This window comes from Halomonas caseinilytica (assembly GCF_001662305.1).
GTDB classification, from domain to species: domain Bacteria; phylum Pseudomonadota; class Gammaproteobacteria; order Pseudomonadales; family Halomonadaceae; genus Halomonas; species Halomonas caseinilytica.
On the sequence record NZ_BDEP01000028.1, the window covers coordinates 1 to 14,313 of the forward strand.

Consider the following 14,313-nt stretch of genomic DNA (forward strand, 5'->3'; position numbering starts at 1 on the left):
TCGCCGATTCGGAGCTGTTCTACGGGCACCTCGCCCGCTGGCGTGTCGATCAGCGTGCCCTCGGCAAAGCAGATGACCTCTTCCTTGCTCTCGGCGGAGGAATAGTCGACATAGAAGGTCTTGTTGCCATCCGTGACCGTCATCGTGCCGTCTGTGCCACCTTCATTGTTGTCGGTGATGGTGTAGCCTTCACCCTGCACGATGATGGTGTCACTGCCCGCTCCCCCGGAGGCGTGGATAGTGCTGCCGTCCGGTATGTCATCGGCGATGATCGTGATGGTGTCGTTGTCCTCTTCGCCATACAGGTAATCGATCTTGTCGACACCGGTATCGCCAGAGGCAATCAGCTGATCGTTGCCCGCGCCACCATGCACGGCATCCGTGCCATTGCCGCCCTTCAGGGTGTCGCTGCCATCTCCACCCCGCATGGTATCATTGCCATCTCCTCCCTCCAGGATGTCATCGCCGGCATCACCATGCATGGTATCCGCGCCGGGGCCACCTGCCAGGGTGTCGTTGCCGATGCCACCGTGCAGGGTATCACCGCCGTTCCCCCCCTCCAGGATGTCATCGCCACCTTCCCCCCACAGGGTATCGCCACCATCGCCACCTCTCAGGGTGTCATTGCCGTCTCTCCCCTCCAGGGTATCATCGCCACCGAGTCCCTCGATGATGTCGTCCTCGGGAGTACCGATGATGTGGTCGCTGTCGGGGGTACCGTTTATTACAGCCATTTCTTTATCCCTTCAGTGGATGTCAGTGATCTAGAAGAAGCCTTTTATTTTCAGCAACTTACAATAATAAAGCACTCTCGGAAGCATTACCGAGGAGGTTCTAAACTGTCAGCGAAGAGGGGAATAAGAATGAAGCGGCCGTCCACTAACCTCTTCTATTGGACGGCCAGATGTTATGGAAGGCATTTTATAAACTTCGGACAGGCCGTCAACAAAGTTTACAATAATTAATAATTAACGAGGCAGTAAAACGAAACTATAAACTATGACATCTAGGGGAAGCCACCAAGAAATTTAACAAAAGTTCATCATTTTTCAGCAACAACGGCTTTTTAAGATTGTCAAAAGCGAAGGCATTCATGTTTTAATTAACACTGAATTAGCTAATACTTATCAAGATTCAGAGTAACTTGAATGCCTCGGCAACAAAACTCCCGTCAACCAACCGGCAGGACCTTTCTCCAGTCCTCAAATTCCACCTGTCTGCTTCCTGCGGTCAGTAGTGCTTTCAAGTTCCTGAGGCATACCAGTTGAATGCCGTGTCATCAGCGTGACGCTGCTGTCGTCCTCGTCCAATAGCACCTCCACGGAAGGTGTCTGATGGTACGGAAAGCCCGCCACCGTATCGGTGACGGGCCGATCCGATGGGTCAATTCGCGTTCTTGAAGGCATCGGCGATACGGTCACCGACTTCCTGATCGATGTTTCGCCAGTACTCGAAGGCACGCTCCAGCACAGGTTGACTCACGCCACCCGACAGGTGCCCCACCACATTGGAAACCAGCCGATCGCGCTGGGCATCGTCCATCACATGGCGAACGAGTGCATGTGCCTGCCCCCAATCGTCATCATCCTGGCGCAATGTATAGGCCTCACGCACGAGCTCACCGCTGTTGCTCCAGGTAGCGGATTCCGGGAACGCCTCGCTGTCGGCTTGTGGCCCGCCCTTGGAATTGGGGGCATAGACCGGATCGGAGACGTTCTGAACCCGCATTGCGCCATCCTTGCTGTAACTATGTACCGGCACCTTGGGCGCATTGACCGGAATCTGCTTGTAATTCACTCCCAGGCGGGCTCGATGGGCATCGGCATAGGCGAACACTCGCGCCAGCAACATCTTGTCGGGGCTGAACCCGGTCCCCGGCACCATGTTGCTCGGCTCGAAGGCGGCCTGCTCGATCTCGGTGTGATAATCGGTGGGATTGCGATCCAGCGTCAGCCGGCCAACTTCGATCAATGGATAGTCCTCATGCGGCCAGACTTTGGTCAGATCGAACGGATTGAACCGATACGTTTCGGCATCCTCGAACGGCATGATCTGCATGTAGAGCGTCCAACTGGGATAGTCGCCACGCTCGATCGCGTTGTACAGATCACGCTGATGGTAGTCGCCATCTTCTCCGGCAAGTCGGTCAGCTTCTTCCTGGGTGAGACATTCAATGCCTTGATCAGTCTTGAAGTGGTACTTGACCCAGAAGCGTTCCCCCGCATCATTGACCCACATATAGGTATGACTGGAATAGCCATTCATGTGGCGCCAGCTCTTGGGGATGCCTCGATCGCCCATCAACCAGGCCACCTGGTGAGCGGATTCCGGAGACAAGGTCCAGAAGTCCCACTGCATGTCATGATCGCGCAAGTTGGTATCTGCCCGACGCTTCTGTGAGCGTATGAAATGCTGGAACTTCATGGGATCACGCAGGAAGAATACCGGCGTGTTGTTCCCTACGATGTCGAAGTTGCCTTCCGAGGTATAGAACTTCAGTGCGAAACCTCGCGGATCGCGCCAGGTGTCCGGGCTGCCCCGCTCACCAGCCACGGTGGAAAAGCGAATCAAGGTTTCCGTTCTGGTGTTCGGCTGGAATACGGCCGCCTTGGTATATTGGCTGACGTCGCAGGTGACCTCGAAGTGGCCGAAAGCGCCGCCCCCCTTGGCGTGCGGTTGACGCTCGGGGATCCGCTCACGGTTGAAGTTCGCCATCTGCTCGATGAGATAGTGATCATGGAGCACTATCGGACCATCTCGCCCCACGGTCAGCGAGTGCTCATCACTGGCGATGGGGTTCCCGGCATCATTCGTGGTGGGCTTGCGATTATCGTTCGTCACGGTCGTTCCTCCTGATTGCTGCGGTTGCGACATCGGCTCTACGTCTCGACGCTTCGCATATCGGCCAGATACGCATGAGCGAGACGATATCGCTCTCGGCGACCCATCCCATGGGTCCATTAGCAGGCTATGGGCCTGAATAACAGGTTATAGAAATAAACAGAAGTGTTGTCCAACCCGCTCATCGCGGGATGAGCGGGCCGGCAATGGCGATGCTGCGCGGACCAATCCGGCCCGACACCCAGGATTCGCCATCGAGATTGCAGGGTTATTGCTTTCCCCCGATGCCCTTGCAGGCTACTCTGCGATAAGCCATACGGCTCGACGTGGTCCGATTACAGGAAATGCAGGGAACCGACATGAAGCCATGGATGATTGGCACATTTTGTCTGGTGCTGGGGGCAGGCATGCATGCCAATGGACAAGGCATGGATCATGCGGGCCAGTGCGAGAGAGCGTCCGACGTCGCCGCACACATCATGCAGAACCGTCAAAAGGGAGGCGCCAAGGACAACCTGCTGGAACGCCTCGACCAGACGCCCGCCACTCGCCTCCTGATAGAAAAGGCATTCGAGCAGCCTCGCTATCACACAAGCGTGATGCAGGATCGAGCCCGACAGGAATTCGCTCTTTCCCATTATCGGGACTGCCTCCAGAATGCGGGGTCATGAGGCCAAAGGCTTGCCTCGATGAGGAGGATTGTCCGTCGGCATCCATGCTAGACTGACGCGCGACTCACCGACGTTATATCGTGATCCTGTGATTTTCGAGAAAGTTGCACAAGAGAGTTGCATGACAAGCGCAACCCCGCTCATCGGCCCTGAGCATCGTCACGCAACCATGCCAAAGGCCGTGCGCACGGCTTTTCACCTTGCTCGGCGCATCCCTCCCGTCTGGAAGTGCGACAGGGTGGCCGCCCCATGATCCTGGCGCGGCTGCGCGACCCCTACTTCACGCATCGTCACCACCGCATGTTCCACGTCATGCGCGTTGGTCTGGCACTTTGCATCACCTATGGCGTCATCCAGTTCTTCACCATCCCGCACAGCGGTTGGGCACTGGTCAGCACGGCGATGGTGATGGGCAACCTCCCCCATATTGGAGGCGTGCTCGACAAGGGGCGGCAGCGCCTGCTCGGCACCGTCCTGGGCGCCCTGTGGGGACTGCTGCTGATCCTGCTGCCCACCGCCCTGACCTGGCTGATCCCGATCGGCAGCCTGCTCGGTATTGTCATCGTCACCTGGATCACCTTCGGTAAACGCTACGGTTACGGCGGGTTGATGTTCACCATCACCCTGCTGCTGGTGGTCGGGGGTGGCTCCCACGACCTCGCCGTCGCCCTGTGGCGCAGTTTCGACGTCCTGCTGGGCACCCTGATCGGCATTGTCGTGACCATTCTGGTACTGCCTCACAAGGCGACCGACAATCTGCGCTTCATGCTGGCCGACAACCTGGACCGCATGGCACGACTGTTTCATGCCCATACGTCAGCCACATCGGCACCGGATCTCGATACACGCGAGCTGCTCAAGCACTGCAGCGGGCTATTGACCAAGCAACGCGGCCTGGTCGATGCCATTCATCGTGAACGTCGCCTGCGACGCGGCGAACTCGATGATCTCATTTCCCTGCAACGCCGCATGCTGTCCACCATCGAACTGCTGCTGGAAACCCACTGGAACACTCGAGCCGGCCATGAACGCATCGAGGCCATGCATGGACTGCGCGATCAGCAGCATACCCTGGCGCGCAACCTCGGCACCCTGGCCTTCCAGGTCCGCACCGGCCAGCCGATCGATGTCGACATTGCTCCCTTCGACCTGCAGCGTCACGCCGCCCTTGCTGGCGATGCCTACGGAGAGGACGGTCGCAAGCTGTTCAGTCCCAGCGGCTATCTGTGGCTCAATCGCGAATTGGCCCGCTTGAGCGGCGAATTGATCACACGGCTCGGTGGCCTGGAACGTCTTCCCAGCCGCCGTCTACGCAAGCGCGCCCGGCGCCATGGCCTGGAGGCTCCGCATCGGGACAAGGCCCCTACGCCCCATCAAGGAGAGTCGGATGACCGAGAGCCATCATGATGTGCTGATCATCGGCGGTGGCGCCGCCGGCCTGGCGCTGGCACTGGAGATCGCCGATCGACGCGCCGTGACCCTCTTGCAACCCAGCCCGGACGCACGAGGCGCCAGCCGCTGGGCCCAGGGCGGCATCGCCGCGGTCCTGTCGCCCTGCGACGATGTCGAGGCCCATGTTGCCGACACGCTGGTGGCCGGAGACGGGCTGTGCGACGAAGCCGCCGTACGCTTCACCGTGGATCAGGGGCCAGCCGCCATCGAATGGCTACTGTCGCTGGGCGTCCCCTTCACTCCCGACCCAGACCCGAAGGCCGGCTATCCCTATCACCTTACCCGGGAAGGCGGCCACGGCGCGCGACGCATCATTCACGCCGACGACGCCACCGGTCGAGCGGTGATCGAGACTCTGGAACGCCATGTCGGCGCACACGCCAACATCACGGTGCGCCACGACCTGAGCGCCATCGAGCTGATGGCCGATACCGCCGGCCATTGCCGGGGCGCCCGCTGTCTCGACGCCACCGGCCAGTTGCATGCCCTGCTGGCCCGGGACACCGTGCTGGCGACCGGCGGCGCCAGCGGCCTCTATCGGCATACCACCAGCCCTCACCCTGCCAGCGGCGAAGGCATGATGATGGCCGCCGAGCTCGGCGCAGAGTTGATGAACCTCGAATTCCAGCAGTTTCACCCCACCTGCCTCTACGATCCGGAGGGGACACCCTTCCTGATCAGCGAAGCGGTACGCGGCGAAGGCGGTTACCTGCTCGGCGCCGACGGCGAACGCTTCATGCCCACCATCGATCCCAGGGCCGAGCTTGCCCCGCGCGATATCGTGGCTCGAGCCATCGACACGGAAATGCAACGCAGCGGCCTGGCGCATGTCTGGCTGGATATCCGCCACCTCGGCGAGGAGGCGATTCGTCACCACTTCCCCACCATTCACGCCCACTGTGCCGCACGTGGCCTCGATCTCGCCCGCGAACCGATCCCGGTAGTGCCGGCCGCTCACTATAGCTGTGGCGGTGTCGGCACCGATCTCGCAGGTGCCACCACGGTTCCCCATCTCTACGCCATCGGCGAGGTCGCCTGTACGGGCCTTCATGGCGCCAACCGCATGGCCAGCAACTCCTTGCTGGAGTGCCTGGCCTTCGCCCGCGGCTGCGCCCGTCGCCTTGCCGAGGGATCGACCGCCAGCACGGCGCCGCTGGTCGAGCGCTCCTGGGGAACGCAGCGCCCCTCCCGCGAGCAGATCGGCGAACTGCGTGATGCCATGCGTGGCGTGATGAGTACCAGGGTCGCCATCGTGCGCAGCGACGCCGGCCTGGACGAAGCCGCCCACGCGCTGGCCGAGATCCACGAATGCCTCGCTCCCCATCTGGCCGAAGCGGCCCCGGATGCCGAGGCCGCCAGCCTCTGGCATGCCCTTCGCCTCGCACGGCTGACCGTGTCCAGCGCAAGGGCTCGTCGAGAATCACGCGGCTTGCATCACAACCCTGACTGCCCGCTGCACGCCGATACGCCTCCGTCACCCTCGCGCATTCACCTGAGCGCATTGCACGTGCCTGCGGAAACACCTATCGGCAACGGATAGTACAACACAACGACGGGCAATCGAGCGGCGATCAACCAAGCGACAGCAAGGCTCGGCGCAACGCCCTCAAGCGGGCCGGGGGCGCACTGTCCGGCCACAGCCAGAGGCGCCCCTGCTCACCACGCAGTCCGATCAGCCACGGGCCGAGATAGTCACAGCGAAGCTCGATATCACGCCAGTCATCCTGACGGCGGTCACGCCAGCTCCAGGTTGGCGGCGTGCCATCCCGTGGCGAGAGACGAAGCTCGCCACGGGGAGTGGCTCGCACGATACAGGCCAGCATGCCGGCAACGGCCAGTCCTCCTGTCACAGCCAGCCAGGCTGGCGCCCACCAGCCCAAGGCCCCGACCACACCAGCCCCCAGGGCAGCATGCAGCCCCAACGAGAGTCTAGAGGCCGTGATAGGCACTGTTATCGGTGGACTCGGCATGCTCGACGATCATCTTCACGATGCGACGACGCTCGGGCTCCTCGGGCCAGTCGCGGCGCATCAGCCAGAAGAACAAGTCCTGGTCCTCCTCGCCGATCAGGGCGCGGTAGGCCGCTTGGTCCCGCTCATCGAGCTCGTCATAACGTTGTTCCAGAAAGGGAACCAGCAGCAGATCGAGTTCCCACATACCACGCCGGGAGTGCCAGTAGAGACGCTTGCGCTGAGCGCTTGCGGCGGACGCATCATCGTTCAAGGTCGGCCTCGTTGCATCGAGTGAGTGTTGCATCAGTATACCCGAGGCTCAGCGACACGAGCAGTAGCGGAATGCCCCTCGCCAGGACGCTGCCAGGGTGCCATCCGGAACACACCCGCAGGGCGTCCCTCCCGCCTGGCCAAGGCCGATGCTTGTGGCTAAGGTTGTAGTGCGTTGTTTTATCGAGAATTGCACAGTATGCTGAAGCAAACAATCCACTCGGCACAAGCCGACCCCGCCGGGCATCACGGAGAGAGCCGATGACCAAGTCCGAATTGATCGAACAGATTGCCATGCGACAACCGGAGCTATCGGTCAAGGATGTGGAAACCGCCGTTCGCATGATACTCGACGATATCACCGATACCCTGGCCGATGGCGGCCGAGTGGAGATCCGTGGTTTCGGCAGCTTCTCGCTGCATTATCGGGAGCCTCGCATCGGGCGCAATCCCAAAACCGGCGATCCGGTCGCGCTGAACGGCAAGTTCGTGCCACACTTCAAGCCCGGCAAGGAGCTGCGCGAGCAGGTCGATGCCAGCCGCGCCCTGGGCTACTGAACACCAGCCTCCGCCCGGCTGACCACTCTCAACCATATGACACGGGAACAAGCACATGCGTTGGCTCAAAGGCCTGATCATGGCCATCATCCTGCTGGCGGTGTTGCTGGTCGGCATCCTGTTTGCCGTCAATAACCAGCAGGCCCTGCCCCTCAACCTGATCTGGGTCGAACTCCCCGAGGCCTCGCTATCCGTCTGGCTGCTGGCTTCGCTGGCCATCGGCGTGCTGCTCGGCATGCTGGCCATGAGTGGCGTCTACCTGCGCCTGCGCGCCCTTCTGACTCGCGCACAACGCCATAACCAGCAGCAACGCAAGGAACTCGACCGGCTGCGTATCCAGGAGATGAAGGAACTCCCCTGACATGCCCGACGTTCTGCTGCTAGCCCTGTTGTTGGCAGCGGTCGCCATCGGATGGTGGCTGGGCCGCCGCGAACGCCGAGGCACCAGCGCGACGGGAACGTCGCCCACTCTGGCCCGGGATTACTTCGTGGGGCTCAACTACCTGCTCAACGATCAGCAGGATCGGGCCATCGAGACCTTCATCGGTGCCCTCGAGGTCAACAGCGACACCATCGAGACCCACATCGCCCTGGGCAACCTTTTCCGCAGTCGCGGCGAGGCCGACCGTGCCGTGAAGGTCCACCAGAATCTTCTCGCGCGGCCGACGCTCTCCGGCGACCAGGGCGACCGTGTCCAGCTGGAACTTTCCCGCGACTTCCTCCACCTGGGGCTGCTGGATCGCGCCGAGCGCCTGCTGCAAGGACTCGTCAAGGACGCCCAGAGCGATGGGCTACGCCGGTCGGCAAAGCGACTGCTGGTCGACCTGCTGGAGCGCGAGGGAGAATGGCAAGCCGCCCTCGACGTTGCCCTGCCCTCCCTGGTCCGGCAAGACGAGGACATTCGTCGCGCCGCTGCCCACTGGTTGTGCGAGCTGGCCGACCAGGAGCGCCATTCGGCAAGCCCCGTGCTGGCCCGTCGCCATCTCAAGCAGGCCCTGTCCACCGATGGACGTTGCGTGCGCGCCAACCTGCTGCTCGCCGACATGGCCCTGGATACCGGCCAGTACCGCCAGGCCATCCGCCTGCTGAGCCGCATACCGGAGCAGGACAAGGCCTTCGTGCCCACCATGCTGGAACCCTTGAGTCATGCCTACCGGCTGCTGGACGACGAGACCGGCCTGATCCAGCATCTTGAATCACTGCTGGAGAAGACCCCTTACACCAGCGTGATCATCCTGCTGGCCGAAACTCTGCGCCGCCATCATGGCGATGCCAATGCCGCGCTCGAGTTGGTGGCCCGGCAGCTCAACCGCGAACCCAGCCTGGGTGCCGTCGACTACCTGATGCGACTCTACCGCCAGGACACCGCCACCCAGGATGAACGCATCGACCTCTTGCAGCATCACACCGGCACCCTGCTCAAGGCGCTTCCTCGCCATCGCTGTCGCCGCTGCGGTTTCAGCGGCGAGCAACTCCATTGGCAGTGCCCCCGGTGTCGTAGCTGGGGCACCACCAAGCCGATTACCGGCATCGAAGGGGAATAGCGCCGTCAGTCCAGGGCGAGCTCACGCTCGATGGCCAGCAGGGCCGCCATGGGATCGCTGGCCTGGGTGACAGGACGCCCCACCACAAGATGCGTGCTTCCCGCCGCCATGGCAGCACTCGGCGTCATGATGCGGCGCTGATCGTCGGCCGCTGCCGAAGCCGGTCGAATGCCCGGTGTCACCTTGAGAAAGGAGGGGCCACACGACTCGCGCAAGCGCTCAGCCTCCTGGGACGAACAGACCACGCCATCCAACCCGCAATCCTTCGCCAAAGTCGCCAGCCGCGTCACCTGCTGCTCCATCGAGGACGTAATGCCCACTTCGGCCAGGTCCTGTTCCTCCATGCTGGTCAGCACCGTCACCGCAATCAGGTGGGTCGACAGGGCATGCTGCTCGAGACGCTCGCGCGCGGCCTCCATCATCCGTCGCCCCCCGGCGGCATGCACATTGACCATCCACACGCCCTGCTCGGCGGCGGCCTGCACGGCCCCCGCCACGGTATTGGGAATGTCGTGAAACTTGAGGTCGAGAAACACCTCGAAGCCACGCCCATGCAACGCCTCCAGTACATCGGGGCCACTGCGAGTGAACAGCTCCTTGCCGACCTTGAGCCGGCAACGCGTCGGATCGAGCCGATCAGCCATGCACAGAGCGGCATCCAGCGACGTGTAATCGAGCGCGATGATCAAGGGAGAGGCAGTGGACACGAGCGGGCTCCTGGACAGTGAGATGATCCGGAACAGTATATCAGCCATGGACTTCGCCGCACTTGGCTGATCTCGCGCGCCGCGTGTCCTCGATCACCGCGCCGCCGCTTCCACTTTCGCCTACGCCGATGTCGACCAGCCGGCACTAGCTTGAAGCATGGGCATATCGCCTTTCCGCAACCTTCCTGATCCTGAACGCCACAAGGAGGCCGGCATGCATATCGACATCAAGGGACTGACCACCAGCCTGGGCCTGGCACTGCTGCTGGGCATCGCGCAGCCCACACTGGCCGAGGACAGCAGCGACACGTCGACAACCGACCCCGCATCGACAGCCGAGCCCGCATCAACCTCGGCGGAGCACCTCGGCATCGCGCCCATCGACATCAATACGGCCGATGCCACCCTGCTCACCGAGCTGCCCGGCATCGGCGAGGTCAAGGCCAGCGCCATCGTCGAGGACCGCGATGCCAACGGCCCCTTCGAGAACGCCGACGACCTGACCCGGGTCAAGGGAATCGGCGAGGCGACCGTCGAGGCCTTGAAAGATGAGGTGACATACTGACCCGTGCATCCTGACACCTGCGCATGACGTCGCCGGCCCAGCCGGTGGCGTCGACTCGACGCTCCAGGCGCGTCTGAAGCTCGACGCACGAAGGGCCGTCGCCACGACACCTGCCTACAGCCGCAAGCCCCCGTCGCACTCCAGAATCCTGCCGGTGAAGTAATCGTTCTCGAAGATGAAGGCCACGCTCTCGGCGATGTCTTCCGGTTGCCCCAGCCGCTTCAGGGGCACCCCGGCGGTGATGCGTTCGAGCATGTCCTCACGGATCGAGGCGGTCATCTCCGTCTCGATGAAACCAGGGGCAACGCCTCCGACGCGAATGTCATGGCGCGCCAGCTCGCCGGCCCAGGTCACAGTCAGCGCCGCCACTCCGGCCTTGGCGGCCGAATAGTTGCTCTGCCCTCGGTTGCCTGCTCGGGAGATGCTGGAGATATTGACGATCACACCTGCTCGCCCTGCCTCGATCATTCGAGCCGCCGCTTCACGCCCGCAAAGAAAGACGCCCGTCAGGTTCACGTCGATGACACTTTGCCATTGCGACAGCGACATGGTCGTCTCCACTCGACCATCCCGTACCTTGACCAGCATGCCATCGCGAACGATGCCGGCATTGTTGACCAGCCCGTCGAGAGGGCCAAGCGACGACTCGATCGCGGAGAACGCCTCACGAACCGAGCCTTCCTCGGCCACATCGACCCCGAAGCCCTGGGCCTGGATGCCCGCATGCTCCAGGTTGCCAAGCGCCTCGTCGAGGCGTTCGCCATCCCTGTCGAGCAATGCCAGGCTCGCGCCTCGACGCCCCAGCCGCTCGGCCATGGCCAGCCCCAGCCCCTGGGCACCACCGGTAATGGCGATGACCTTGTTATCGAGTTGCATGCGCGCCCTCCCAGGCATGAATAACTGGATAGTGAACAACGCTAGAGTCTACGTTGCCCATCGCACGACGACATCCTTCCTTGGCAGTACCCCGTCTTGATTTTTCCCCTCCCGCCCCCATGTCATGGGCAACCGTCATACTGGAGTCATCATGCCGTTTCTTGTCATCTTTACCCTTTTCGCCTTGCTCGACTTCATCCTGCTGTTCTCGGTCGGCAGTCAGATCGGGCTGCTGACCACCCTGGTCCTGGTACTGGGTACCGGCTTCATCGGCCTGCACCTCATCCGCCGCGAGGGTGTTGCCACCTTCGCTCGGGCGCAAGAGCGCATGGCACGAGGCGAGGTACCTTCCGGAGAGTTGCTGACCGGCGCGGCCCTGATCTTCGGCGGCGCCCTGCTGATGGCGCCGGGCTTTCTGTCCGACGCCCTGGGCTTCATGTGCTTGATTCCCGACGCCCGTCGCTTGATGGGCAAACTGCTCGGCTGGCTCGGCCTGCGCATGGGCCACCTGCATGTCCAGGGAGCAAGCTGGCGAACGGAAGCCGATGCCGACTGGCAACAGGCCGACGCCCGCCAGCGCGAGGCAGACGGCACAAGTCGCCACGACAACACCGAAGGCCCCTTGGAAGGGGATTTCATCGGTCGCGACGAACATCGTCGAGGCTGAAGAATTTTTTTGTCGCCGGGGACTTGAAAGCCGTTCAGCAAGCCCCACCTATCCGTCAGCAACGAGCTTCGACCCCGGCGAGCCGGGGTCATTCACACGGAAGGCGAAGGCCGCCTTCACCCGCGGGCCGATCCGCGGGTTGATGATGTCAACCGCCGTGGCAGCGACGCCCGGCACAGCAAACCATCAGGAGAACGTGAGCAATGAACATCCGTCCCTTGCACGATCGCGTCGTCATCCGTCGCGTTGAAGAAGAGCAAAAGACCGCAGGCGGCATCGTGCTCCCGGGCAGCGCCCAGGAAAAGCCGACACGGGGCGAAGTGCTCGCCGTCGGTAACGGCCGGATTCTGGAAAGCGGCGATGTCCGTCCGCTCGACGTCAAGGTCGGCGACACCGTGATCTTCAAGGAAGGCTTCGGCGTCGAGAAGCAGAAAGTCGACGGCGAAGAAGTCCTGATCATGAGTGAATCCGACATCCTGGCCGTCGTCGAGGGCTGAGCCGCGACGCCGTACACCGCTCGAATTCTGACGTTCACGAACTCACAGGAAGCATACGAAAATGGCAGCGAAACAAGTCAAGTTCTCCAGTGATGCACGCACTCGCATGGCGAAGGGCGTCGACACCCTGGCCAACGCCGTCAAGGCGACCCTGGGTCCGAAAGGCCGCAACGTGGTGCTGGAAAAGTCCTTCGGCGCGCCGACCGTGACCAAGGACGGCGTTTCCGTCGCCAAGGAGATCGAACTCAAGGACAAGTTCGAGAACATGGGCGCCCAGATGGTCAAGGAAGTCGCTTCCAAGACCTCCGACGTCGCCGGTGACGGCACCACCACCGCCACCGTGCTGGCTCAGTCCATCGTCACCGAGGGCCTGAAAGGCGTCATCGCCGGCATGAACCCGATGGACCTGAAGCGCGGCATCGACCAGGCCGTCGAGGCCGCCGTCAAGGAAATCGGCGAGCTGTCCGTGCCGTGCACCGACTCCAGCGCCATCGCTCAGGTCGGCACCATCTCCGCCAACGGCGACAAGCGCATCGGCCAGATCATCGCCGACGCCATGGAGAAGGTCGGCAAGGAAGGCGTCATCACCGTCGATGAAGGTCGTGGCTTCGACGACGAGCTGGATGTCGTGGAAGGCATGCAGTTCGACCGCGGCTACCTCTCGCCGTACTTCGTGACCAACCAGGACACCATGGCCGTGGAACTGGAAGACCCGTTCATCCTGCTGGTGGACAAGAAGGTCTCCAACATCCGCGAACTGCTGCCGACCCTGGAAGCCGTGGCCAAGGCAGGCAAGCCGCTGGTCATCATCGCCGAGGACATCGAGGGCGAAGCCCTGGCAACCCTGGTGGTGAACAACATGCGCGGCATCGTCAAGGTCGCCGCTGCCAAGGCACCCGGCTTCGGTGATCGTCGCAAGGCCATGCTGCAGGACATCGCCATCCTCACCGGCGGCACCGTGATCTCCGAGGAAGTGGGCCTGGATCTCGAGCAGACCACCCTGGACCACCTGGGCACCGCCAAGCGCGTGACCATGTCCAAGGAGAACACCACCATCATCGATGGCGCCGGCCAGGACAGCGACATCGAGGCTCGCGTCAGCCAGATCCGTGCCCAGATCGAGGAGACCTCCTCCGACTACGATCGTGAGAAGCTCCAGGAGCGCGTCGCCAAGCTGGCCGGCGGCGTGGCCGTGATCCGCGTCGGTGCCGCCACCGAAGTGGAGATGAAAGAGAAGAAGGCACGCGTCGAGGACGCCCTTCACTCCACTCGCGCCGCCGTCGAGGAAGGCGTGGTGCCCGGCGGTGGTACCGCCCTGATCCGTGTGCTGACCAAGATCGCCGACCTCAAGGGCGAGAACGAGGATCAGACCCACGGCATCGCCATCGCCGTGCGTGCCATGGAAGCCCCGCTGCGCCAGATCGTCACCAACGCCGGCCAGGAAGCGTCCGTGATCCTGAACCGCGTCAAGGACGGTGAAGGCAACTTCGGCTACAACGCTCAGACCGGCGAGTTCGGCGACCTGTTCGAAATGGGCGTGCTGGACCCGGCCAAGGTCACTCGCAGCGCCGTGCAGTCTGCTGGCTCCATCGCCGGCCTGATGATCACCACCGAGTGCATGATCGCCGACGATCCGGACGAGAAAGACTCCGGTGGCGGCGACATGGGTGGCATGGGCGGCATGGGAGGCATGGGCGGCATGATGTAAGCCGT

General features: G+C 62.4%; 16 protein-coding genes. 10 read left to right on the plus strand and 6 right to left on the minus strand.

Going from position 1 to position 14,313, the window contains the following annotated elements; genetic code table 11:
• Together A9O65_RS15595 and A9O65_RS15600 are read right to left on the minus strand one after the other, a co-directional pair.
• A partial coding sequence (locus A9O65_RS15595; protein WP_501161665.1) for a calcium-binding protein occupies nucleotides 1–734 on the minus strand: 734 nt, incomplete at its 3' end.
• 649 nt (nucleotides 735–1,383) lie between these two features.
• Entirely contained in the window at nucleotides 1,384–2,841 is a 1,458-nt protein-coding gene (locus tag A9O65_RS15600; RefSeq protein WP_064702597.1) for a catalase, read from the minus strand.
• 359 nt (nucleotides 2,842–3,200) lie between these two features.
• Here A9O65_RS15600 and A9O65_RS15605 point away from each other — a divergent pair, with 359 nt between their 5' ends.
• The 3 genes from A9O65_RS15605 to nadB all read left to right on the plus strand — a co-directional run bounded on the left by A9O65_RS15605 (nucleotide 3,201) and on the right by nadB (nucleotide 6,504).
• Complete coding sequence (locus A9O65_RS15605; protein WP_139180697.1) at nucleotides 3,201–3,512, plus strand: hypothetical protein; 312 nt, start codon at nucleotides 3,201–3,203, stop codon at nucleotides 3,510–3,512.
• A gap of 249 nt (nucleotides 3,513–3,761) precedes the next feature.
• The gene (locus tag A9O65_RS15610; protein ID WP_064700252.1) at nucleotides 3,762–4,919 is read left to right on the plus strand and encodes an FUSC family protein; all 1,158 of its coding nucleotides are present in this window, start codon (nucleotides 3,762–3,764) and stop codon (nucleotides 4,917–4,919) included.
• The gene (gene nadB, locus A9O65_RS15615) at nucleotides 4,900–6,504 is read left to right on the plus strand and encodes an L-aspartate oxidase (protein ID WP_064702598.1); all 1,605 of its coding nucleotides are present in this window, start codon (nucleotides 4,900–4,902) and stop codon (nucleotides 6,502–6,504) included. Before A9O65_RS15610 ends, nadB begins: the two co-directional genes overlap by 20 nt.
• Nucleotides 6,505–6,535: 31 nt before the next feature.
• Here nadB and A9O65_RS15620 read toward each other — a convergent pair whose 3' ends face one another.
• Together A9O65_RS15620 and A9O65_RS15625 are read right to left on the minus strand one after the other, a co-directional pair.
• The gene (locus tag A9O65_RS15620) at nucleotides 6,536–6,913 is read right to left on the minus strand and encodes a protein YgfX (RefSeq protein ID WP_139180696.1); all 378 of its coding nucleotides are present in this window, start codon (nucleotides 6,911–6,913) and stop codon (nucleotides 6,536–6,538) included.
• Nucleotides 6,894–7,187, minus strand: a complete 294-nt coding sequence (locus tag A9O65_RS15625; protein ID WP_064700255.1) for an FAD assembly factor SdhE — start codon at nucleotides 7,185–7,187, stop codon at nucleotides 6,894–6,896. Before A9O65_RS15625 ends, A9O65_RS15620 begins: the two co-directional genes overlap by 20 nt.
• Nucleotides 7,188–7,375: 188 nt before the next feature.
• Here A9O65_RS15625 and A9O65_RS15630 point away from each other — a divergent pair, with 188 nt between their 5' ends.
• The 3 genes from A9O65_RS15630 to lapB are packed head-to-tail and all read left to right on the plus strand — an operon-like array spanning nucleotide 7,376 to nucleotide 9,288.
• A complete protein-coding gene (locus tag A9O65_RS15630; RefSeq protein ID WP_258027411.1) occupies nucleotides 7,376–7,744 on the plus strand; it encodes an integration host factor subunit beta in 369 nt (122 codons plus the stop codon).
• A 55-nt stretch (nucleotides 7,745–7,799) separates the two neighbouring features.
• Nucleotides 7,800–8,105, plus strand: a complete 306-nt coding sequence (locus tag A9O65_RS15635; RefSeq protein ID WP_064700257.1) for a LapA family protein — start codon at nucleotides 7,800–7,802, stop codon at nucleotides 8,103–8,105.
• Between the two features lies 1 nt (nucleotide 8,106).
• A complete protein-coding gene (gene lapB / locus A9O65_RS15640; RefSeq protein WP_064702599.1) occupies nucleotides 8,107–9,288 on the plus strand; it encodes a lipopolysaccharide assembly protein LapB in 1,182 nt (393 codons plus the stop codon).
• Nucleotides 9,289–9,293: 5 nt separating this feature from the next.
• Here the strand turns inward: lapB and pyrF are convergent, their stop codons facing one another.
• Nucleotides 9,294–9,995: an orotidine-5'-phosphate decarboxylase gene (pyrF, locus tag A9O65_RS15645; RefSeq protein ID WP_064702600.1), complete on the minus strand. Its 702-nt coding sequence runs from the start codon at nucleotides 9,993–9,995 to the stop codon at nucleotides 9,294–9,296.
• A 214-nt stretch (nucleotides 9,996–10,209) separates the two neighbouring features.
• Here pyrF and A9O65_RS15650 point away from each other — a divergent pair, with 214 nt between their 5' ends.
• On the plus strand, nucleotides 10,210–10,560 hold the full coding sequence (locus A9O65_RS15650) for a ComEA family DNA-binding protein (RefSeq protein ID WP_082920034.1): 351 nt from the start codon (nucleotides 10,210–10,212) through the stop codon (nucleotides 10,558–10,560).
• A 114-nt stretch (nucleotides 10,561–10,674) separates the two neighbouring features.
• Here the strand turns inward: A9O65_RS15650 and A9O65_RS15655 are convergent, their stop codons facing one another.
• Complete coding sequence (locus A9O65_RS15655; RefSeq protein ID WP_064702601.1) at nucleotides 10,675–11,436, minus strand: SDR family oxidoreductase; 762 nt, start codon at nucleotides 11,434–11,436, stop codon at nucleotides 10,675–10,677.
• Between the two features lie 151 nt (nucleotides 11,437–11,587).
• Here A9O65_RS15655 and A9O65_RS15660 point away from each other — a divergent pair, with 151 nt between their 5' ends.
• From A9O65_RS15660 to groL, 3 genes are all read left to right on the plus strand, one after another.
• The gene (locus A9O65_RS15660; protein WP_064700261.1) at nucleotides 11,588–12,103 is read left to right on the plus strand and encodes an FxsA family protein; all 516 of its coding nucleotides are present in this window, start codon (nucleotides 11,588–11,590) and stop codon (nucleotides 12,101–12,103) included.
• A gap of 203 nt (nucleotides 12,104–12,306) precedes the next feature.
• The gene (locus A9O65_RS15665) at nucleotides 12,307–12,600 is read left to right on the plus strand and encodes a co-chaperone GroES (protein WP_013332630.1); all 294 of its coding nucleotides are present in this window, start codon (nucleotides 12,307–12,309) and stop codon (nucleotides 12,598–12,600) included.
• 61 nt (nucleotides 12,601–12,661) lie between these two features.
• On the plus strand, nucleotides 12,662–14,308 hold the full coding sequence (gene groL / locus A9O65_RS15670) for a chaperonin GroEL (protein WP_064700262.1): 1,647 nt from the start codon (nucleotides 12,662–12,664) through the stop codon (nucleotides 14,306–14,308).
• The last annotated feature ends 5 nt before the right edge of the window (nucleotides 14,309–14,313 follow it).